The following is a 20,972-nucleotide window of genomic DNA, read 5'->3' as shown; positions in this document are numbered from 1 at the left end:
ACCTGTCACCCCGACCCGTGAGCCGCAAGGCCTAGAGGAGGCATCGGCCGCGCAGTGGCTGCGTCGTCGCCCTACGCATGGTGGTCGAGAAGGTCGTGGTGATCGCTGTCGTCGGCCGGTTCGGGGCTGACGTGGATCGTGACGTCCGAAAGCTTGGGAACCCCGTGCAGCAGTCGGTGATGTGCCTCGTTGGCGATGTCGTGGGCGGCGACGACTCCCAGGCCTGCGTCGACGGTGATGCCAGCGTCGGCGACGATCCGGTGGCCGATCCAGCGCAGACGGACACGCTCGAGGCCGGTGACCCCGGGGGTGTCCAGGAGCGTCTGCTCGGCGGCTTCGGTGACCGCCGGGTCGATCGCGTCCATCAGGCGCCGGTAGATGTCCCGGGCGGCGCCTCGAAGCACCACGAGGATGGCGAGGGTGATCAAGATGCCCACGATGGGGTCCGCCAGGGGGTAGCCGAGGAGGACGCCCAGGGCGCCCGCGACCACTGCCAGGGAGGTAAATCCGTCCGTGCGCGCGTGCAGACCGTCGGCGACCAGTGCTGCGGAACCGATGCGTCGCCCGACCCTGATGCGATAGACGGCGACGAGCTCGTTACCGATGAAGCCGACGACACCCGCGGCTGCCACGACCCACGGGTAGGTAACGGTGGCACCGTTGACCAGCTTGTCGATCGACTCCCACCCCGCCACCAGAGCCGAGAGCGCGATCATCACGACGATGAAGATTCCGGCCAGATCCTCCGCCCTGCCGAATCCGTAGGTGTAGCGACGGGTGGCGGCGCGGCGGCTCAGCACGAAGGCCACCCACAGTGGCAGGGCGGTCAACGCGTCGGAGAAGTTGTGGATCGTGTCGGCCAGCAGAGCCGTCGAGTTCGTCAGGAAAACGACCCCGAGTTGGGCTACGGCCGTGAGTCCGAGCACGACCAGGCTGATCTTCACCGCACGGATGCCCTCAGCGCTGCCCTCCAGCTCGCTGTCCACGGAGTCAGCGGCGTCGTGGCTGTGCGGCTTGACGAGGTGCTTCAGCTTACCGAGCAGCCCATCGGCGTGGTCGTGTCCATGCACCGGGGCACCCCCGTGCTCGTGGTCTGACATGCGGCCCAGTATCCGCGTGTCCGCGCATATACGCAAACGCTATGATTATCTCATGCACGCCGAACTTCCAGACTTCGCCATGCCCGACGAACGCCAGGTCACCCTCGCCGCCGACGCGTTCCGGCTCCTGGCGGACCCCACCCGGATCCGTATCCTGTGGGCGCTGCTCCAAGGTGAGACCTCGGTCAACTGCCTGGCCGAACTGGTCGAATCGTCGCCCTCGGCGGTGAGCCAGCATCTGGCCAAGCTGCGCCTAGCAGGGTTGGTGACCGGACGACGTGAAGGCACCTTCATGTACTACGCGGCAGGTAGCAGCCACGTGCATGCCCTCCTGAACGAGGCGCTCTTCCATGCCGACCATACCGACCGCGGCTTGGGCAGCGACGTTCCCCACAGCCACAAGACCGGTCGTCCTGCGACCGATGCGACGCTGCGCTGACATGCCGAAGGTGAAGACGCCGGGGGTCCCAGCCGCGTTGGGGCTCGCCCTCCTCTTCGTATCGGTGAGTGCGCCGGCCCCGGCCTACGCGCACGGAATCAGCGGCGACGCGAGCGATGCATCCGTGTTCGGCTTCATCGAGCTCGGCATCACCCACATGCTCACCGGCTGGGACCACCTCGCGTTCGTCGCGGGAGTCCTCCTTGTCGCCCAGTCCTTCGGACTGTCCGTCAAGTTGATCAGCATCTTCGTGTTGGGGCACTCGACGACACTTATCGCCGCAACGCTTCTGGGCTGGCAGGTCAACGCCGACTACGTCGATGCCGTGATTGCTGGTTCGGTGGCCTTCGTCGGCTGCGTCGGCATTCTTGGCCGACCGCGACGTTGGGGCTGGTTCGGCATTGTGGTCGCCGGCTTCGGCCTGGTCCACGGCCTGGGGCTGGCCACGCGGTTCGCCGACCTGGGGCTTCCTGAGAACGGACGTCTGCTGAAGGTGATCGCCTTCAACATCGGCATTGAAGTTGGCCAGGCCACGGCCATCTTCGCCATGTTTGTGGTGGGCTCACTGCTCGCTTCGTTCCTTGTCCGACCCACGACGGGTGCAAACGACTCGGGACCTCCCACTGGGGCCGTGATCGACGAGGACGGTGACATGGGCGCGGACGCGCCTCGATCGCGCGAGCAACTCGCCACCCAGCTCGCGTCGGCAGCGCTCTTCATCGGCGGATCCGTCACCGGCGCACTCGTGGCGCTCAATGCGTTCATGGCCGAGCAGGGCCCTGAACCGGTCCGACTGGCGGACGGTACGCGCTGCACTATCGAGGCCCTCTCCGAGACCCTCCCCGGGAGCGGCGGGCACCCGAAGCGGAGCTTCTACTCCCCGGGCGACGTGATACCGATCAACGACTTCGGTCACTCGCTCGGCGACGGTTACGTCGTCGTGCTCTACTCACCCGACATCGACAGCGCGGACCTTGCCAAACTGCGCGACTACGTCGCATCGTCCGACGCCCGAGGCGTCGTGGCCGGAGCAGTGACGTCCAAGGGGGCCGACCGCATCCCCAGCGACGGACTCGATCCCGCCACGGCCGTCAAGGTCCTGCACCAGCAGGACGAGCTGACCTGCGGGACCTTCGAGCTCGACAGCATCGAGGCCTTCGCAGACGCCTGGTTGCGGCCAGCCGGCTAGCTCGTGTTCCTGGAACGACCGGCCTGCGGGAACTGATGGGCAACTGGCGGCTGCATGTGAGTCACAGGCCGAGGTCGCGGCTTGAGGTCGTGGCGAGTGCTTCGAGCGGGCGGATGTAGCGGTTCACGAGGACGGTGAGGTCCTTGTGTCGGGTCTGTGCGGCGATCCGGTTCAGGGGGACACCGGCCATCGCTGCGGCGGTGGCGTGCCCGGCGCGTAGGGAGTGGGCGGTGATCCGGGTGCCGTCGAGGCCGGCGGCTTCGGCGCGGGAGCGGAGCATGCGGGCGACCACATGGCCCGACAGCGGCTGGAGGCTCACCGTGCTGGCCCAGATCCGGGTGAACAGGGCGCCGGGGGTTTCGCCGCGGGCGGCGCGCCAGGCGTTGAGGGCAGCGACGGGGTCGGTGAGGGCGTGTTGGCCGTGGGCGACGGCTACCTGTTGGCCGTGGCCGTCGCGGTCGGTCTTGGACTGGCGGATGTGCAGCAGGAGGCCGGCGGGCTTGTGCTCGATGTCGGTGAGGGTGAGTCCGACGAGTTCGCCGCGGCGCAGGGCGGAGGCGTAGCCGAGCAGGATGATCGCGGCATCCCGGGTTCCGATCGGGGTGCTGCGGTCGATGGGGGCGACGATCTGGCGGATCTCGGCGACGGTGAGCGGCCGGGCCAGGCGTCGTGGTGCGGCGCCGTAGGTGCGGACCAGGCCACGGCGGACTTGCCGGACTGCCTCGGAGGCGACCGGGTCGTCGGTGCCGGTCATCCGGTGGACGTGCCGGATCACGGTGCAGGACATGTCGAGGGTGCTGATCGCCCTGCCGTCCTCGGCGCGTTCGGTCAGGTAGGCCGCCAGGGCCAGCGCGTCGCCGGGCAGGGCGGTGGTGCCACGGCGGGCGCACCAGCGTTCCCAGTGCCCCCAGACCTGGGCGTACACGCCGCGGGTGGTTTCGCTCTTGGCAGCCGCGATCGCGCGGGTGATCCGGGCGGCGTCGAGCTCGGTGATCCCGGCGGGCAGGGCCGGCGGCTCGGGCCGGATCAGGTCAAGGGTGGTGCTGGTGGGCAGGGTGGCGTTCATGAAGTGGGTCATGGCCGGGTTGTACCGGCCCTGGGAACGGCGCCGCCCGCTCCCCCAACGCCAGATACGCGGCTCACCGGACTGCGGCGGCACGGCGTTGATCACATAAGGCTGACTTTGTGATGACCGAGTCAAGTTAGAAAGCTTTCAGGCTCGGTTCCCCAGAGGGAACCGAGCCTGAAATTCGTAGCGGGGGCAGGATTTGAACCTGCGACCTCTGGGAGAGATCGGGCGCTACGGATCGGCCGGGAAAATCGCGGATCTCCTCGGGTTTACGGGGAGAATTGTGCTGATTCACTTCGGAGTGTAGCGGGGACGAACGGGGTCGTGACCGACTGTAAGTGTCTAGTTTGTGGCAGCGAGACGAATCGCAACGAGCAGGCCGGCAGCCCCTCCACCGCTACGAGGTCGCGAATCCAGTTGTGGGGACCACCAGCCTCCGCACGCTGCTTGGACGACGGTCCGTGAGGCCCGACAGGGCTGCGATCCTTGGACACATGTCCGTGACATCGCGCGAAGTGGACGAGGCCGCTGCCCGCCTCGAGGGCGTGGTCGATCGTACGCCGCTGCACCGGTCGCAACGCCTGTCGGCGCTGACGGGCCTCGATGTCTGGCTCAAGCGCGAGGACCTCCAGGACGTCCGCTCGTACAAGGCCCGCGGCGCCTACAACCTCATCGCACAACTGTCGGCGGCAGAGCGCTCCGCCGGCGTCACCTGCGCGAGCGCGGGCAACCACGCGCAGGGCGTCGCCTTCGCGTGCGCGCGCACGGGGGTGCGCGCCACCATCCACCTCCCCCGCACCACGCCGCGCCAGAAGCGCGAGAGGATCGCCGCTCTCGGCGGCAGCGGCGTCCACGTGGTCGTCGACGGCGACACCTACGACGACGCAGCCGCCCTCTCCCGCGCGTTCGCTCTGGAGTCCGGCGCCACGCAGGTCCCCGCCTTCGACGACCCGCGGACCATCGCCGGCCAGGGAACCGTCGCGGCAGAGATCCTCGCCCAGCTCCCCGCGCCACCCCACACCGTCGTCGTCCCGGTCGGGGGCGGCGGGCTGCTCGCCGGGACCCTCGGCCACCTGGCGGACCGGTCCCCCGGCACACGCGTGTTCGGCGCGGAGCCGGCAGGCGCCGCCTCCATGGCCGCGGCCCTCGCCAACGGCGGCCCCGTGGAGCTGGACGACCTCGACGGCTTCATCGATGGCGCCGCCGTGCGCAAGGTCGGCACCCTCACCTACGAGGCTGCCCGCCTGCACGGGCCGAGCCTGCTCGCGGTCCCCGAGGGCCTGGTCTGCGTCGAGATGCTCGACCTCTACCAGTCCGACGGCATCATCGCCGAGCCCGCCGGCGCCCTCGCCCCGGCCGCTCTCCGGATGCCATCGGACCTGCGGCCCGGGTCGACGGTCGTCTGCGTGCTGTCTGGCGGCAACAACGACGTGAGCCGGTACGCCGAGGTGGTCGAGCGCGCGCTCATCCACGAGGGACTCAAGCACTACTTCCTGGTCGACTTTCCCCAGGAGCCCGGGGCGCTGCGGCGCTTCCTCGACGAGGTGCTGGGACCGGACGACGACATCACCCTGTTCGAGTACGTCAAAAGATCCAACCGCGAGACCGGCCCGGCGCTGGTCGGCGTGGAGCTGCAGCGACGGGCGGACTACGCCACCTTGATCCGCCGAATGGAGGACTCTCCCCTGCGCGTCGAGCTGGTGGAGCCCAGCAGCCCGCTGTTCCGCTTCGTGCAGTAGGGGCGAGCGCGTCTCACCACGAGCGCACCCACACGCAGTGCTCCGAGCGCCGCAGGTCCTCGATGGCCTCGGCGCGTTCCCGGGCCGGCCGTCGGCGTGGAGGCTGACCACGTCGGCGACCTCGTCCCCCACGCACCGCGTCGACCGGGACCACGCGCGATCGGGCATGGGAACATGTCATGTGCGATTCACCATCGGTTCCCTGGTTGAGGACCCCCTTGTCCGCACGCAGATCGTGGCTGGTGCAGCCGGCCGTGATCGGCGGGTGATGTGGGCGCACACGTGCGAAGTCGAGGATCCTTGGAACTGGCTCGGCAGTGGAGACCTGTTGATGACCGACGGTTACAGCTTTCCATCTGATCCCGAAGGACAGACCGCATTCGTTCGCGCGCTGGCCGAAGCCGACATCGCCGGACTCGCCCTGGGCGAGGGCTTCAAGGCGCCACCCCTGACCGGTGAGGCGCTTGCCGCCGCAGATGCCCTCGACTTTCCCATCCTGCTGACGGCTCGCAGTGTTCCCTTCGTCACCCTTGCCCGCTTGGTCGCCGACGCCAACGGTGGTCAGGACAGCCTGCGTGCCTCACAGGTGCTACGCCTCTACAACATCCTGCGGCGTTCGCAGGCCAGAGGCGAAGGAGACAGACTTCTCGACGACTGCGCGACCGAACTGCGAGCAGACCTGAACGTGCTCGAGCTGCGGCACGGCAGGGAGTTGCTGCCCAGCCGGAGCAGCATCCCCGACCCGCTGCGCGAAGCAGTGCTTGCGCGAGTTGCCGAGCAGCGCGGTCAGCTGTCGGCGTTCAACCGCATCAAGGACGGCGACGTGTCGGCCTTGCTGGTCCCAGTCGGGTCGAGCGACTCAGCCGCGCTTCTCGTCCGGACCAACCCGGAGCAATCTGCTCCAGACCTGCTCCTGGCGCAGCACACGGCGACGATTGCCGAGTTCGAGGTCGAGCGCCGGGCGGCCCGAGCAGCAAGGGCGCGGGCGCGGGCGGCCGGCCTGGTGCGAAACATGCTCGATCGCACCATCGCTCCGGAGGCAGCTGTTGTACAGCTCACGGCACTCGGACTGGGCGAGGGGCCATGGCAGGTGACGGCGTGGAAGGACGGTCCAGCGTCGGTGGACAACGACCCTTCGACAAGCACGCTGGTGGATGCTCTGGCTTATGTCCCGTGGCCCCATCTCTACGCCTACGTTGACGACACTCACCTCGTGACCGTGATGCAAGCCCAGTACCAGCAAGGGCTTGAGCTCGAGAAGCCTCGGGCCAAGCACGGTGCAAGCCAGCCGTTCGCCGCCGTTTCTCGCTTCGCGGACGCAGTTCGTGAAGCCCGATGGGCGCTGGAGAGCGCCATCCAGGGCGGAGTCAGCTCGGCGGTCTACGGATCGCACGGCTCCTACTTCATGCCCAGTACGGTCGCCGAGGGCCAGTTTGCCGTCCAACGTCTCCTCGGCGCCCTGATCGCCTACGACGACGAGCACGACTCGGAGCTCATACGATCGCTGGAGGTGTACTTCGAGGCGAACCGATCCTGGCAAGAGGGCGCAAGACGTCTGGGTATCCACAAGCAGACTCTCGTGTACCGCCTGCACAAGGTCGAAGAGCTCACCGGAACTGACCTTCGGGACTTCGGAGTACAGGCTGAGCTCTACCTGGCGCTACGGACCCTGCGGCTGCTCACGCCTGATCGGGACTGAAGAGCTCCCGCGCCTCGCGCCTCTGCACTGTCAGTTCTCGCCCAAGACAATGTTTGCTCCGAGTGACGTCTGCTCCATGGTCGGGTACCAGTCGGACACACCATCCACACGCTCCCACTCAGGCGGGACCGTCCAGAGCCGACTCATCGGAACACCACCGTTCTCGAACCGTTCATCAGCACCTTGTGCTCAGCGTGAGCCGTCACGGCGCGCGCCAGTGCGAGTGCTTCGAGATCGCGTCCGACAGCAGTGAGATCCGCGGCAGAGTGGAGATGGTCGACCCGCGTGAAGTCCTGCTCGATGATCGGCCCCTCGTCGAGGTCGGCCGTCACGTAGTGGGCCGTGGCGCCGATCACCTTCACGCCGCGAGCATGCGCCTGGAAGTAGGGGCGCGCACCCTTGAAGCTCGGCAGCAGACTGTGGTGAATGTTGATCGCCCGGCCGGCAAGGTGCTCGGCCAACTCGTTGGAGAGGATTTGCATGTAGCGGGCGAGCACGACGGTTTCAGCGTCGTAGGCCGCGATGAGCTTGCGCAGCTCCGCTTCAGCCATGGACTTGCTCTCGGGAGTGACGGGGACATGGTGGAAGGGGACTCCGTGCCATTCCGCCAGCCCTCTCAGGTCTTCGTGGTTGGACACGACAGCAACGGCCTCGGCTTGCAGAGAGCCCACCTGGACGCGGTGGAGGAGGTCATTGAGGCAGTGGCTCTGACGCGAGACCATGACAAGCATCCGATGCCTTCGGCTCGGGTCGTGGATCGCCCAGTCGGCTTCGAGGACCCCACCGACGGTCGCACCGAACTCCGCGCGGACCTGTTCGAAGTCGATCGGGCTCCGCGGCAGCGGGGCAGCGTGCACCCGCATGAAGAAGAGGTTGGTCTCTTCGTCACCAAACTGTTGGCTGTCCCGAATGGTGAAGCCCCGGTCGGCCAGGAACCCTCCCACCATGGCGACGATTCCTTGCCTGTCGGTGCAAGAGAGTGTGAGAACCAGATCATGCATCAGCTCTTCGGCCTTTCAGACTTGGGGTCATACATGGGGCTGAGGGATGCGCGAGCCGGTACTCGTCGCCCTCCCACTTCGATGTCGTACGGCTCCGCCTCGAACCAGCTCCGCGGAACGATCTCCGGGGCTTCCACCCACCCCAGGGCGACCGCGCCGCCCAGGGTGTGCCCGTACTGGGCTGACGCCACCCGGCCAACCAGCCGGCTGTCCCGATAGATGGGCTCGTCGTGGAAGAGCAGGGTGCTTGGGTCCTCAAGGACGAACTGGACCAGACGGCGTGCCGCACCCTCGCTCTTCGCCCTCTCCAATGACTCTCGACCGACGAACCCGCCCGGCTTGTCCCACTTGACCGTGAACGAAAGACCGGCCTCGATGGCGTTGTCGGCGGCAGAGATGTCGTGGCCCCAGCTGCGGTAGGCCTTCTCGAGCCGGAGGGAGTTCATCGCGTGGTAGCCGACGGGCTGCAGACCGTGCTGGCCGCCGGCCTCCCGGATCACGTTCCAGACGTGACGCGCACTCTCGGAAGGGATCAAGAGCTCCCATCCCAGCTCGCCCACGTAGGTCACGCGAGTAGCGCGCACGAACGTCAGACCGAGGTCGATCTCACGTGAAGCGCCGAAGGGGAAGGCATCATTCGACAAGTCGGCGTCGGTGAGCGACCCGAGGAGGTCCCGCGCGTGAGGTCCCATCACCGCCAGCATGGCCATCGTGCCGCTGACGTCGGCCACCGTGCAGAACTCCTCTCGGCGGATGTGGCGCTGGAGGTGCGCCCGATCGCGAGCAATGGTGGCGGGGCCCGAGAGCACCAGGAACTGGTCGGGGGCGATCCGTGTGATGGTGACGTCGGACTCGATGCCACCGTGCTCGTTCAGCCACTGGGTATAGGTGATGCGCCCCACCGCGGTGTCGACGTTGTTCACCGAGAGCCGATTGAGGACCTGTAGTGCATCTCGGCCCTGCACCAGCAGCTTCCCGAACGAGGACGTGTCGATCATCCCGACCGATTCCCGAACGGCGCGGTGTTCGCGGGCGGAGTGCTCGAACCAGTTGGGGCGGCCGAACGAGTACTCGTACCGTCGGTCGACGCCGTCAGGCGCGTACCAGTTGGCACGTTCCCAGCCTGCGAGCTCGCCGAAAACGGCTCCCGCGTGGGATGTCAGCTCGTAGAGCGGGCTCGTTCGCAGGGCGCGGGCTGTGGAGCGTTGTTGGAAGGGCCAATGGATCTCATAGGCCAGATCCAGCGATTCGACGACTCGCTCCTCCAAGAACCGCCGGTTGGTCTCGTGTCGCTGCACGCGACCCAGATCCGTTTCTGGAAGGTCGACCGGACTACGTCCGTCGACGATCCAGTCCGCCAGTACCGACCCGGCTCCCGGCCCAGACAGGAACCCGACTGAGTTGAAGCCGGCAGCGACGAAGAAGTTTTGCAGGTTCGGCGCTTCGCCCAAGTGGTACTGACCATCAGGAGTGAAGCTCTCCGGACCGCAGAAGTGAAGCTTGATGCCTGCATCTGCCAGCACCGGGACGCGTTCCACCATCTTCTCGTAGTACTCGCCGAGGTGGTCCCAGTCCTCGGGCAGTTGCAGGTAACCATCCGTGACTGGAATGCCTCGGGAAGCCCAGGGATAGCTGCCCGGCTCGAAGAACCCGACCATGAGCGCGCCCGCTTCGTCCTTGACATACGCGTACTCGTCCCCGCTCTTGATGGTCGGCAGGTTCCGAGGTAGATCCTTGATCGCCTCAGTCACCACGTAGTAGTGGGCGAGCGCTTGAAGTGGCACATCCACACCGGCCATGGCGCCTATCTCCCGACCCCACATGCCGCCCGCGTTGACCACGTACTCGGCCTCGATGTCTCCCACGCTCGTGTTGACGCCAGTGACTCGTCCACCTGCGGTCTGGACGCCCGTCACAACGACACCCTCCACGATGCGCACGCCCCGTTGAGCGGCGCCTCGAGCCAAGGAGATGGTGGTGTCGGTGGCACTCCCACGCCCGTCCTGAGGGAAGTACAGGCTGCCCTGGAGACCCTGCGGATTCAGCAGGGGATGCAGTTCGAGGGTGCGGTCGGTGTCCAGCAGCTCGGCAGTGATTCCATTGCCGCGCACCACGCTGGCGAGGTGCTGCATCTCCTCGAGTCGCTCCCGCGAGGTAGCGAGGTTGAGCGTTCCTGTGGTGACGAAGCCGGTCGAGAACCCGGTGTCCTCCTCCAGGCTCTGGAACACCTCGAGGCTGCGCTGCACGACTTCACGCGTACCCCAGGTGCCGCGTGCCTGGGTTACCAGGCCAGCCGCGTGCCAGGTCGTCCCTGAGGTCAGGGTGTTGCGCTCGAGGAGAACCACGTCAGTCCACCCGCGGCAAGCCAGATGGTAAGCCGTGCTGGTCCCGATGATGCCGCCGCCCACGACTACGACCTGCGCCCGGCCGGGCAGTTGCTTCTGCGCTCCCATGTAGCCACCTTTCGTTGCAAGGACGGTGCCTCGCGAGCGAGGGCATCGCCATGCGTCGCCCTATCAAAAGGACGAGCCGCGGCTGTGCGATCGATCAATGGTGCTTCGGGCGAACCTCGCTGAGGGTTGGCGCGGGTGACTGCCGCTGGCCGTTTGTCAGCGGTTCGCGACCTGCTTCGACGATGCTGGAGAAAGGGCATGTTGATGGAACGGAAGGCGCTCGTTCTCGACGGCAACCTCGCGGCACGCAGGGTGAAGGAGTCGCTTGTCCCACGCGTCGCTGCGCTCGTCGCCTCCGGTCGGAGGCCCGGCCTCGGAACGGTTCTCGTCGGTGATGACCCCGGGTCGGTCGCCTATGTAGGTGGCAAACATCGCGATTGCGCCCAGGTCGGCGTCCACTCGATCCGCATCGACCTCCCCTCGACCGCCTCCGAGGCCGAAGTCCTCGAGGCGGTGATGCGGCTGAACGAGGATCCTCGGTGCACGGGCTTCATCGTGCAGCTGCCGTTGCCCGCCCACATCGACACTCATCGAGTGCTCAATGCCATCGATCCCGAGAAGGACGCGGACGGTCTTCATCCCGTCAACCTCGGCCGGCTCGTGCTCAACCAGCCGGGGACGCTGCCGTGCACTCCCCGCGGGATCCTTGAGCTGCTTCGCGGGCACGACGTTCCCATTACCGGTTCGCAGTTCTGCGTCATCGGGTGTGGCACGACAGTGGGTCGTCCCCTCGGGCTCATGCTGACCCGTCCGAGTGAGCATGCGACCGTCACCATGGTGAACGAGGCAACGGTCGATGTGGCTGCCCATACGCGCGTAGCGGACGTGGTCATCGCTGCGGCGGGCGTGGCGCACCTGGTGAAGCCCTTCTGGATCAAGCCCGGCGCCACGGTGCTGTCTGTGGGCATCACCCGCACTGTGGAAGGCATCCTGGGCGATGTCCACCCCGACGTGGCGGAGGTGGCTGGGCGCTGGACGCGCGCCACCGGCGGTGTGGGGCCAATGACGAGGGCCATGTTGCTGCGCAACGTCGTCGAGCTCGCGGACCGTGCGGGCGAAGATCGCACTCACGGCTGTTAGAGCCTGGGTCCAGGTTCCGAAGATGATGCAGCCTTTGCGCCGGCCCGTAAGCCTCGGGTTGGCTGCTACAAGACCCAACGGCAGTCGTCGGAGAGGTACGGCTCGCACCTCAGGCACCGAGGCTCAGAGCATCCGGCGCAGTGCTGGAGTTCCTCGCCGCAATCCTCGCAGGACCTGAGTGAGCTCGACTGTGTTGCCGACCATCCGGTCCTTGCTGGTGTCGCCCAGGTCCTCTGTCTACCGGGCACCTGTTGCTTCGCCATTGTCATACCTCCGTTCGAGATCGCAGGGAAAGGGCAGCTGCCCAGCCGGCTGGATGAGCCATGAGATCGTCTCGGTACAGCGAGAAGCGCGCGCGACTACGCGTTCGCGTCGCCGGGAGTCGACGCGGATTCGCCCCGCAACCTTCCGGACACCCGGACGATACGGCTGGCCAGGTGCTCGAGTGCAGCTACTTGCGGCGTTCCCAACGGCTCCTTGTTCGACTGGCCAGTCACGTGGGACACGCCGTACGGATTGCCGTCGACGAACTTGAGGGGATCGGTGTAGCCCGGTGGCACGAGGACACCACCGAAGTGGTAGACGCTGTTGTAGAGCGCGAGCAGAGTCGACTCCTGACCCCCGTGTGCCGTCTGAGTGGCCGTGGAACCGGCGTATGCCTTGTCCGCCAGCAGGCCCTGTGACCACTGCGGCCCCAAGGTGTCCAAGAACTGCTTCAGCTGACTGGCAACGTTTCCGAACCGAGTTGGCGTTCCGAACAGGACGCCGTCCGCCCACAGCACGTCATCGGCTGACGCGACATCGATGTGTTCAGTGGCACTCGCATGCTCTGCCCACGCCTGGTTGCGTGACACGGCCTCCGGCGGGGCCAGTTCCTCGACTCGGCGGAGCCGGACCTCCGCGCCGGCGCCGCGCGCGAAGGTCGCCAGCCGTTCGGCCATCGAATGAATGGTCCCCGTAGCGGAGTAGTAGATGACAGCGACCTTGACCGGCGACATGTGGAACCTTTCGGAAAGGAAGAGCGACGGACCAGTTCCATGGTGTCGTCACGTCTGCGAGCCCTCCTACTCACTGTCAGAAGAAAAAGCCGCCGGGGTTTGCGGGTGTACTGCGGTTCTTGCGCCGACGTGTGGACGCAGGCACTTCGACGACGATCAGTCCCTACGACCTGCATCGCGGAGGTCCGCCCACGTCACGAGCTTGACCCGGCTGCGGCCTTGATCGCGACCTGCACGCACCTCCGCATCGTCGATTCGTCGCCATTCGTCGACCCCCAGCAGGCCGGGCCGTCGCACCCGTGCGAGGGCTGCGAATGATTCCGAGCCCCCGGCCGGATCTGCTAGGTGTCCGTTCCTGAAGTCCTCGACCAGCGAGGCGACTGTCTCGGCCGAGTCGATGCGATTCGTCCCGATGACCCCCGAGGCCCCGCGTTTCGCCCATCCGGCGCAATACACGCCCGGCATCGGCCGCCCGGCGGGCATGTCGATGACCCGTCCCGCACGATTCGGGACTACTCCCCTGTCCACGTCGAAGGGCAATCCGTCGATGGGCTGTCCGGTGAATCCCACCGCCCAGATGACGAGCGAGGTCTCGATCATCTCGGTGGTCCCGTCATGCCGGGCCAGCTCGACGCCGGTCACCTCGTGCTGGCCCAAGACTGCCAGCGGCGTCAGACCGTAGCGGAGGACTATGCGCCGAGGCCGTGCGCGATTGCGAGCGGCAGCCTCGGCGACGATGCCGGCTCGGCGAGCCAGGGCCCACCCGCCGCTCGCGAGGGAAGCAGCGGCCCAGTCATCGTCCGTGACAGCAACTTCGTTCGCGTTCGCGAGGAGATCTACGTGTGGCAGGTGTGCCAGCGCCGACAGCTCGGCTGTGCTGTAGGCGGCGAAGGCTTGTGACCTGCGTCCGACAATGGACACTTCATCGATGTTGCTGGCGGCTAGGGACCTGAGCGCGGCGTCGGACATCGACGTAGACCCGTATGCGGTGGACGGCTGGGCGAGCAGGCGCGCGACGTCCAGGGCTACATTGCCGTTGCCGACGACGACCGCCCTCCGCCCTTTGATGCTGAAATCCGGGACGGCGCTGTCGGGGTGACCGTTGTACCAAGACACGAAGTCTCTGGCTGAGACCGAACCGGTGAGATCTTCCCCTGGGACGCCTGGCCGTCGCGCGCCAGCTGCTCCAGTTGCCACGATGACAGCGTGGTGATGCTGCAGCACTTCTGCGATCGAGATGTCGCGTCCCACCTCCACGTCGAACAGACAACGCACATTGGGCCTGACCAAGACGCGGCCCAGCCGGTCAGCGATGCGCTTGGTGGACTCGTGGTCGGGCGCGACTCCTGCGCGGATCAGCCCGAAAGGCGTGGGGAGCCGTTCGATGATCGTCACCTCGACGCCGGGGATCTCTGTCAACTCGTTGGCCGCATACAGGGCAGCGGGTCCCGATCCGATCACCGCGACCGTCAGTGTCGACAGGCCCGGAGGGAGACGATGGCGGGAGACCACCGGTGGTTCAACCGGCGTCGACGGACGCGCCTCGAAGTACTCGGCGTTGATCGCGCCGAATCCGGCAAGGTTCGAGGGCAGTGCCTCGCTGGAGTAGATCGCATCAACCGGACATGCGGTGGCGCAAGCGCCGCAATCGATACAGCTCGACGGATCGATGTAGAGCTGTTCCGTGCTCTCGAAGTCGGGATCGCCGGGTCGAGGTCGGATGCACTGGACCGGACACACCGGGATGCAGGCCGCGTCCTTGCAACATGACTGAGTAATAGCGAAGGTCATCCAGCGCGCCCCTCTCCGGACTCGACGGCTCATCCTCGTCCGAAGAGACCGCCTGTGCACTGCTGGGTGGTACAAAGGCCAACGACGAGATTGTGCGGAAGTCACCAAGGCTCGATGCCAGGCTCGCGATCGGCATCACCTGCCAGCCCACTACCGCTTCCGTACAAGCCCCGACGCATCTTTGCCCGCGACTGTGCAGGAGTGCGGTTCTGACCGCTCCTAGATTGACCAGATGCGTTCCTCGAACAGCTCCGCTTCTCCGCCTCCGCGCCGGCAGCACGCACGGACCCGTACTCGAGGAGTCGTCCGATGAGTGCAACGTGGCGCGTCCCACGCGTCCATGACTTGAACATCGCCGACGCGGGAGTTCGCTCGTTCTGGATGGCTGACGCGCTGGTCGACGAGGCAGGCCGCATGGATGCCGAGCCGCTGACCTCCAATCTCCGGGCCGATGTGTGCATCGTCGGTGGCGGCTTCACCGGCTTGTGGACCGCGATCGAGCTGAAGACCCGCGAACCCACCATCGACGTGGTCCTGCTCGAAGCGGGTCTGTGCGGCTCCGGAGCCAGCGGAGCCAACGCCGGCATGCTGATGAACCTGTGGCCCAAACTGCCGTCCCTGCTGCGTGCGGGCGGCAAGGACGAGGGCGCAGACGTGGCTCGGGCGTCGGTGGAGGCGATCGATCACATTCGCCGCTTCTGCGTCGAACATGGCATCGACGCGCAGATCGAGTCGAACGGGTGGTTGTGGGCGTCGAACAACAGCAGCCAGGACGGGGCGTGGACTGACACCCTCGAAGCCGCGACCGCATACCGCGAATGCCCCTTCGTCGAAGTCGACGCCGCGGAAGCGACTCGACTGGCTGGTGCGCCCGCACGGGGCGGAATCCTCGACCCGACCTGCGTGGGTCTGCACCCCGCACGTCTCGCCCGTGGTCTCATGAGAGTCGCCCAGACCCTGGGTGTCGTAGTGCACGAGCACAGCCCGATGACGGGATTGCTCCGCGAGCACGCTGCCACCACAGTGACAACTGACTCTGGATCAGTCCGAGCCGCTTCGGTGGTTTTGGCGATCAACGCGTGGTGCAACCAGTTCCCGCAACTTCGCTCCCACCTCGTCACGACGGCCTCGGACAATGTGGTGGTTCGCCCGCGACACGAGCTGGCAAACCCTCCGCTCACCAACGTCTCGGACTCCGGGCGCCTCTTGGACTATTGGCGTCCGATGAGCGGCGGCGACGTCCTCTTCGGCAAGGCAGGCCTTGGTATCGGTTGGGGCGTCCGGGGTACCAACACAATGTTCACCGCAGCCCCACGCCCGGACCGACTGTTGGCGCAGATGGCGCGAACGGTGCCCAGCTTGGCAGGCGCCGAACTGGTGTCCTCGTGGCGCGCGCCCGTCGAGTACTCGCTGTCCTCTCTACCCTTCTTCGGCGAGATCAACGGCTTCCCGGGCGTCTACTACGGCACGGGCTACTCGGGTGATGGCATCGGGCCGTCTGTCATCGGCGCTCAGATCCTGGCCGGCCTAGCCACCAGGTCGACTGACGGAATGACAACGTCGTTCTTGACAAGGGCACCCTCGGGACACGGCCTTCCGCCCGAGCCGTTCCGTTACTTAGGCGGCCAACTCGTCAAGGCGGCAATGCTTCGCCAAGACCGCAAACAAGATGACGAGGCCCGGATCGACCTCCCCACCCGTCTCATAGCGCGGATCGACCCCACATCGTTCCTTGGATGACCGACCGCAAGGAGACACATCATGCGCGACATCATCGATCGCCTCATTGAATGGTGGGACGACGGCGTCTCGATCGGACTGGCCACCGTCGTCGACACCTCGAAGTCTGCCCCGCGTGGGCCCGGCGCCGCGATGGGCGTCGGACCCGACGGCACGGTGCACGGCTCAGTATCTGGGGGCTGCGTGGAAGGCGCCGTTTACGAGATTGCGCGCGAGGTCGTCGCAGATGGAGTTCCGGTGCTCGAGCACTACGGGTACTCCGACGACGAAGCCTTCGCGGTCGGGCTCACGTGTGGAGGAGAACTGGACGTCTTCGTGGAACGGCTCGACCGTGAAACCTTCCCGCACTTTGCCGAAGTCGTCGACGACATCCGCACCGGTCGACCCGTGGCCGTCGCGACTGTCGTCGACCATCCCGACGCCGCGTGGCGTGGTCGACGGGTAGTGCTGTACCCGGAAGGAGGGGAGCTCTCGATCAAGGGCTCCTTGGGTAGCGACAGGGCCGACAACGCAGTGGCCGATGACGCACTCGGACTGTTGGCTGCTGGTCACAACGCGATGCTCACCTACGGTCCCGACGGCCAACGGCTCGGCGATGGAATGAAGGTGTTCGTCCAGGCGTTCGCGCCGCAGCCACGGATGCTTGTCTTCGGCGCTATCGACTTCGCTGCGGCGGTCGCATCCGTGGGGTCCTTTCTCGGCTACAACGTCACCGTGTGTGACGCGCGACCCGTCTTCGCGACCTCGGCACGCTTTCCCCAGGCGGATGAGGTCGTTGTGGACTGGCCACACAGGTACCTGGCACGAGAGCACCAGGAAGGACGGGTCGACGATCGCACAGTCATCGCCGTTCTCACCCACGACCCGAAGTTCGACGTGCCCCTCCTCTCCGTTGCGCTCACCCTCCCCGCCGCGTATGTCGGCGTGATGGGTTCACGTCGCACTCACGACGACCGGATGACTCGCCTTCGAGAAGCCGGCGTCACACAGGAGCAGCTCGACCGCATGTCTAGCCCGATCGGCCTCGATCTGGGCGCTCGTACTCCCGAGGAGACCGCAATCAGCATCGCAGCCGAAATCGTCTCCAGCCGCTGGGGTGGGACCGGATTACCTCTCAGCTCGACGGACGGCGCCATTCATCGCCCCGAAGCTGCGGTATCGCTGTGATCCCGGCCGACCGAGTCGACTCACCGGACGACGTTGAGCGACTGCTGGGCGAGACCGGCTACCTCTGCTCACCGGAGCTGGCTGCGGTTGTCTTCTTAGCGATGAAGATGCACAGACCGCTTCTGCTGGAGGGCGAACCCGGTACGGGCAAGACCGCCCTTGCGGAGGCTGTGGCCACCGCCTGGCAATTGCCCCTCCTTCGGCTCCAATGTTATGAGGGCATCGATTCCACCCAAGCTCTCTATGACTGGGACTTTCCCCGTCAGATCCTGCACCTGCGCGCCTTGGAAGCAGCCGGTGCGGTCGACGCAGCGGAAGCCGAAAAGGGGCTCTTCGACGAGCGCTTCCTGTTGCCGCGCCCGGTGCTCCAGGCCTTGCGGCAGGCCCCGACCGTCCTGCTCATCGACGAAGTCGACCGAGCCGACGACGAGTTCGAAGCCTTCCTGCTCGAGGTTCTCTCGACGAATCAGGTAAGCATTCCGGAGATCGGCGCGGTCCGGGCATCCGTCCCTCCAGTGGTAGTGCTGACTTCCAACCGGACGCGCGAACTACACGATGCGCTGAAGCGTCGATGTCTCTACCACTGGGTCGAACACCCCGGACTGGAACGCGAACTGCAGATCGTCCACTCCCGCGCCCCCGAGGTCTCAAGAGAACTAGCAGCGCAGGTCGTGCGAGTGGTCCAAGAAGTTCGACTTGAGGAACACGCACTGCTCAAGCCGCCTGGCGTCGCCGAAACATTGGATTGGGCGAAAGCGCTCCACTATCTCCAGACAGTCGAGTTGAATCTCGAGGCAGCCGCCGTCACGCTGGGCGCCCTGGTGAAGTATCACGAAGACGCCGAGCGTGTGAGTCGCGCCATGGAGCAGATCCTCGGGTCGTGACCTCGCCGTCAGAGACGTCGCGGCCACGGCCGCGACCGGGATGACGTGTGCCTGCGGCGTGTGCGAATCACGTCACGTACATGTCCGCCGAGGCGACCCAGCGCGGGGCGTTGCATTCGGATCCTGTTGTTCCTCACCCACGCGCCGGACACACTCCGTGTTGCCTCCGCTGTCTCGTTCGTCTAACGGGCCCAGTCCCGCGACTCTGTACCTCCTCCGTGAGTGGCACAACCAGCACGCAGGAGCGCCTACCAGACAATCCGTCAGCTCGTCAGCGCTACCCGGTCGCCGACGCGGACACGTCCTGGCGACACGACACCTGCGTACATGCCGTATAGGACGGCAGGACCCGACTCGCTCGGCGTGGCACCGCGCACTTCCCGGATGCGTCGCTGCACTTGGAGTGCCCGGTCGCCGTCGTACGGACGATGCTCGACAGCCACGCATCGTGGAACCCCGCTGATGACCCTGAGCGCACAGTCTCCGACCGCCACGGCTCGGTCAGCCCAGGAGTCCTCTCGATAGGGGTCCGGGCCCAGATCGAGCGTCATGTTCAACCGGAACCGACGACCGTCCACCTGTCGGCCGTCGAGCTCAAACCCCAGCGATCTCAACGAGGCTGACGAAACGATGGTGACAGGGTGGACGTCCCCACCTGCGCCGGGCTCAGCGCAGCGAACCAGTCGCAGGTTACGCCCGGCCAACTCGGAGAACCATGCGTCCCATGGCCCCGGAGTCCACCTACCATCGACCTTGCGCTCGTCGAATTGGAACGGGCGAACAGGACCTGCAGGGCGCACTTCGGCTTCGCAATGGACGACCGTTCGCCTACCGATTCGGAACGTGTTGGCGAGCGGGTCGTAGGTGGTCCAGTAGTCGAGAAAGATGGGGTCTTTAGGCACCGAGTACAGGCGTTCGTCGACGTCGACTAGGAAGAACTCGCGGTTACCGACGATCCCTGACGCTGTCACCTGGATGTGCTCGACTTCGCGGAGGGCGAATCCCTTCGTCGCAGTCGTGTACAGCTGTGCGACCGTTCCGACCCATTCGGGCTTCGTAACCACAGTGTCTCCCGATTCAACAGCGGGTATCGACTCGCCGTCGACGTGTCGTTCCCGGACCTGATCGCTATGCGCCGCCGATCAACCGTGGCGCGCACCCAGCTCGAGGGCAAGCACACCGGCGACTATGAGGGCCATGCCCAGAACCTGAGCACTCGTGAGGCGTTCACCCAAGAAGGTTGCGCCGATCGCAGCGATGGCGACAATGCCTGTCGCGGACCACAATGCGTACACGACAGCGACGTCCAAACCGCGCTGGAGCACCAAGGAGAGCAGGAAGAACGACAGCCCGTAACCGCCCAGAACGACAAGGCTTGGCAGGAGTCTGCTGAAGCCCTCGGATGCTCGCAACGACAGGGTGGCCATCACCTCCACAGCGATTGCCAGTCCTAGCAGCAGGTAGGTCACCATTTGTCTCCGCCTTGCGCCATGTCACTCCTGGGAACGGTCCGACGGTAGGGCGCATCCCTACCGGCGTCTGCGTGCCACGTGTCGGAAACCGTCAGCCGGTTTATCGCTTTCCGGCAACGACCCCGGCGGGTCGCTCATGGACTGTCGCCTGCTGCGCGGTGCCAGTCGCCGATACGGTCCAAGTCGGGGTCGTAGGAGAGCGGTGCCGAACCGTCACGCCTTGAATCGCCCGGGTTTGCGATCTCCGTCGATACCCAGCGGGGCAGCCCATCGCTGTTGGAAAGCAAAGGGCAGCGGCGGGGTCGCCGTCAATCGCGCCGGTCAGACGCTCGACGACACCGGGTCGACCGACGGTAACCATCAGATCCGAATGGTGAACCGAGCCATTGACGACCGGTAGCGCTCGCGAGAACTGTCCCCGGGCGCACACAAGGGTGCGAGACGCCAGCGAAGTAGTCAACTGTCCAGCGGGGGACGCCGCCGTGGGACGTCCCCCGCGCGAGCAATGTCAGGAAACGCCCCACATCGCCTTGTAGACGGGCTTGTAATCGATGTCGACCGACCATGCCTGGCCCTCGGACGGCAATCCGTTCTCGGCATCGAAGACTGCGATGCCGACCCCCGACGGGCCCTGGTCCTCGCCTGCCAACAGGCGGTTGATCATGTCGGCAGCAGCCCAGGTCTCATACCCCATGTCGTAGGCGAAGCCAGCGTCCTGGCCCTGACCCTTGCGGATGAGCTCCACGTTGGCCGGGAAGCCACTACCTGCGATGACAGCCAGCGAGTCATTGCGACCAGAGGCCATGACCGCTGCGGATCCACCCGTAGTCATCAGGTCGTCGTAGGAAAGTGCCATGCCGTTGGCGTTCGGGTTGCGCAGCAGCGCGGTCTCGATCTTCTCCTGGAGCGCGGGCCCGAAGTCAGCAATCTGCGCCTTGACCTCGGTGACCTTGCACGCCGGGCACTGTTCCTCCATGGCAGCCGCGAACCCCTCGTGGATGGCGTTGGTCACGACCAGCTCGGGCACGCTGACCTCGATCACATCGGCATCCTCGCCGAGCTGCGCCAGTAGCCACGTCGCCTGCGACTCCCCCATGGCCTTTGCCCAGTCAATGAACGTGCTGAATCGCCCCGGGTTTCGTGGAGGCTCG

17 protein-coding genes are annotated in these 20,972 nt (G+C 66.1%); 8 read left to right on the top strand and 9 right to left on the bottom strand.

Annotated elements, in window-relative coordinates; genetic code table 11:
• Positions 1–71: 71 nt before the first annotated feature.
• Positions 72–1,100 carry a cation diffusion facilitator family transporter gene (locus CF8_RS01795; RefSeq protein WP_051204094.1) on the bottom strand — a complete coding sequence of 343 codons (1,029 nt, stop codon included), beginning with the start codon at positions 1,098–1,100 and terminating at the stop codon, positions 72–74.
• A 52-nt stretch (positions 1,101–1,152) separates the two neighbouring features.
• Between CF8_RS01795 and CF8_RS01790 the strand changes: the two genes are divergently transcribed.
• Positions 1,153–1,539 carry an ArsR/SmtB family transcription factor gene (locus tag CF8_RS01790; RefSeq protein WP_010831427.1) on the top strand — a complete coding sequence of 129 codons (387 nt, stop codon included), beginning with the start codon at positions 1,153–1,155 and terminating at the stop codon, positions 1,537–1,539.
• A 1-nt stretch (position 1,540) separates the two neighbouring features.
• Positions 1,541–2,728 carry a HupE/UreJ family protein gene (locus CF8_RS20595; RefSeq protein ID WP_051204093.1) on the top strand — a complete coding sequence of 396 codons (1,188 nt, stop codon included), beginning with the start codon at positions 1,541–1,543 and terminating at the stop codon, positions 2,726–2,728.
• Between the two features lie 61 nt (positions 2,729–2,789).
• Here CF8_RS20595 and CF8_RS01780 read toward each other — a convergent pair whose 3' ends face one another.
• Positions 2,790–3,806 carry a tyrosine-type recombinase/integrase gene (locus tag CF8_RS01780; protein WP_010831425.1) on the bottom strand — a complete coding sequence of 339 codons (1,017 nt, stop codon included), beginning with the start codon at positions 3,804–3,806 and terminating at the stop codon, positions 2,790–2,792.
• Positions 3,807–4,291: 485 nt separating this feature from the next.
• Between CF8_RS01780 and ilvA the strand changes: the two genes are divergently transcribed.
• Together ilvA and CF8_RS01770 are read left to right on the top strand one after the other, a co-directional pair.
• A complete protein-coding gene (gene ilvA, locus CF8_RS01775) occupies positions 4,292–5,536 on the top strand; it encodes a threonine ammonia-lyase IlvA (protein ID WP_051204092.1) in 1,245 nt (414 codons plus the stop codon).
• Positions 5,537–5,717: 181 nt separating this feature from the next.
• Positions 5,718–7,235 (top strand): PucR family transcriptional regulator, encoded by a 1,518-nt coding sequence (locus tag CF8_RS01770; RefSeq protein WP_010831423.1) that lies wholly within the window; start codon positions 5,718–5,720, stop codon positions 7,233–7,235.
• 143 nt (positions 7,236–7,378) lie between these two features.
• On the opposite strand, the gene purU is transcribed toward CF8_RS01770, so the two are convergent.
• Positions 7,379–8,236, bottom strand: coding sequence for a formyltetrahydrofolate deformylase (gene purU / locus CF8_RS01765; RefSeq protein ID WP_010831422.1), 858 nt, complete (start codon positions 8,234–8,236; stop codon positions 7,379–7,381).
• Positions 8,236–10,689, bottom strand: coding sequence for a GcvT family protein (locus CF8_RS01760; protein WP_010831421.1), 2,454 nt, complete (start codon positions 10,687–10,689; stop codon positions 8,236–8,238). Before CF8_RS01760 ends, purU begins: the two co-directional genes overlap by 1 nt.
• Before the next feature lie 204 nt (positions 10,690–10,893).
• On the opposite strand from CF8_RS01760, the gene CF8_RS01755 reads away from it, so the two are divergent.
• Entirely contained in the window at positions 10,894–11,769 is an 876-nt protein-coding gene (locus CF8_RS01755) for a bifunctional methylenetetrahydrofolate dehydrogenase/methenyltetrahydrofolate cyclohydrolase (protein ID WP_010831420.1), read from the top strand.
• A 359-nt stretch (positions 11,770–12,128) separates the two neighbouring features.
• On the opposite strand, the gene CF8_RS01750 is transcribed toward CF8_RS01755, so the two are convergent.
• Positions 12,129–12,767, bottom strand: coding sequence for an NAD(P)H-dependent oxidoreductase (locus tag CF8_RS01750; RefSeq protein ID WP_010831419.1), 639 nt, complete (start codon positions 12,765–12,767; stop codon positions 12,129–12,131).
• A 156-nt stretch (positions 12,768–12,923) separates the two neighbouring features.
• The gene (locus CF8_RS01745; RefSeq protein ID WP_036489989.1) at positions 12,924–14,558 is read right to left on the bottom strand and encodes an FAD-dependent oxidoreductase; all 1,635 of its coding nucleotides are present in this window, start codon (positions 14,556–14,558) and stop codon (positions 12,924–12,926) included.
• A 309-nt stretch (positions 14,559–14,867) separates the two neighbouring features.
• On the opposite strand from CF8_RS01745, the gene CF8_RS01740 reads away from it, so the two are divergent.
• Genes CF8_RS01740 through CF8_RS01730 form a run of 3 tightly spaced genes read left to right on the top strand, consistent with a single transcriptional unit; the run spans position 14,868 to position 18,349 of the window.
• Positions 14,868–16,298, top strand: coding sequence for an NAD(P)/FAD-dependent oxidoreductase (locus CF8_RS01740; RefSeq protein WP_051204090.1), 1,431 nt, complete (start codon positions 14,868–14,870; stop codon positions 16,296–16,298).
• Positions 16,299–16,319: 21 nt separating this feature from the next.
• Entirely contained in the window at positions 16,320–17,465 is a 1,146-nt protein-coding gene (locus CF8_RS01735; protein ID WP_010831416.1) for an XdhC family protein, read from the top strand.
• Positions 17,462–18,349 (top strand): AAA family ATPase, encoded by an 888-nt coding sequence (locus tag CF8_RS01730; RefSeq protein ID WP_010831415.1) that lies wholly within the window; start codon positions 17,462–17,464, stop codon positions 18,347–18,349. The genes CF8_RS01735 and CF8_RS01730 overlap by 4 nt, the downstream gene beginning before the upstream one ends.
• A 263-nt stretch (positions 18,350–18,612) precedes the next feature.
• Here the strand turns inward: CF8_RS01730 and CF8_RS21305 are convergent, their stop codons facing one another.
• From CF8_RS21305 to CF8_RS01720, 3 genes are all read right to left on the bottom strand, one after another.
• Positions 18,613–19,413, bottom strand: coding sequence for an MOSC domain-containing protein (locus tag CF8_RS21305; RefSeq protein WP_198016933.1), 801 nt, complete (start codon positions 19,411–19,413; stop codon positions 18,613–18,615).
• A 78-nt stretch (positions 19,414–19,491) separates the two neighbouring features.
• Positions 19,492–19,821: a DMT family transporter gene (locus CF8_RS01725; protein WP_198016932.1), complete on the bottom strand. Its 330-nt coding sequence runs from the start codon at positions 19,819–19,821 to the stop codon at positions 19,492–19,494.
• Positions 19,822–20,329: 508 nt separating this feature from the next.
• Positions 20,330–20,972 (bottom strand): sugar ABC transporter substrate-binding protein (locus CF8_RS01720; RefSeq protein WP_156887304.1); only part of this gene is annotated, 643 nt, incomplete at its 5' end.

The sequence above is a fragment of the Nocardioides sp. CF8 genome (genome assembly GCF_000389985.1).
In the GTDB taxonomy this organism is placed as follows: domain Bacteria; phylum Actinomycetota; class Actinomycetes; order Propionibacteriales; family Nocardioidaceae; genus Nocardioides; species Nocardioides allogilvus.
Note: the sequence above shows the minus strand (reverse complement) of the source record. Positions and strands in the feature narration are given on the sequence as shown.

Bases quoted from the DNA above. Each gene is read 5' to 3' on its own strand.
- CF8_RS01795 (WP_051204094.1), bottom strand. From the start codon at position 1,100: ATGTCAGACCACGAGCACGGGGGTGCCCCGGTGCATGGACACGACCAC.
- CF8_RS01790 (WP_010831427.1), top strand. From the start codon at position 1,153: ATGCACGCCGAACTTCCAGACTTCGCCATGCCCGACGAACGCCAGGTC.
- CF8_RS20595 (WP_051204093.1), top strand. From the start codon at position 1,541: ATGCCGAAGGTGAAGACGCCGGGGGTCCCAGCCGCGTTGGGGCTCGCC.
- CF8_RS01780 (WP_010831425.1), bottom strand. From the start codon at position 3,806: ATGACCCACTTCATGAACGCCACCCTGCCCACCAGCACCACCCTTGAC.
- ilvA (WP_051204092.1), top strand. From the start codon at position 4,292: ATGTCCGTGACATCGCGCGAAGTGGACGAGGCCGCTGCCCGCCTCGAG.
- purU (WP_010831422.1), bottom strand. From the start codon at position 8,236: ATGCATGATCTGGTTCTCACACTCTCTTGCACCGACAGGCAAGGAATC.
- CF8_RS01760 (WP_010831421.1), bottom strand. From the start codon at position 10,689: ATGGGAGCGCAGAAGCAACTGCCCGGCCGGGCGCAGGTCGTAGTCGTG.
- CF8_RS01755 (WP_010831420.1), top strand. From the start codon at position 10,894: ATGGAACGGAAGGCGCTCGTTCTCGACGGCAACCTCGCGGCACGCAGG.
- CF8_RS01750 (WP_010831419.1), bottom strand. From the start codon at position 12,767: ATGTCGCCGGTCAAGGTCGCTGTCATCTACTACTCCGCTACGGGGACC.
- CF8_RS01745 (WP_036489989.1), bottom strand. From the start codon at position 14,558: ATGACCTTCGCTATTACTCAGTCATGTTGCAAGGACGCGGCCTGCATC.
- CF8_RS01740 (WP_051204090.1), top strand. From the start codon at position 14,868: ATGAGTGCAACGTGGCGCGTCCCACGCGTCCATGACTTGAACATCGCC.
- CF8_RS01735 (WP_010831416.1), top strand. From the start codon at position 16,320: ATGCGCGACATCATCGATCGCCTCATTGAATGGTGGGACGACGGCGTC.
- CF8_RS01725 (WP_198016932.1), bottom strand. From the start codon at position 19,821: ATGGTGACCTACCTGCTGCTAGGACTGGCAATCGCTGTGGAGGTGATG.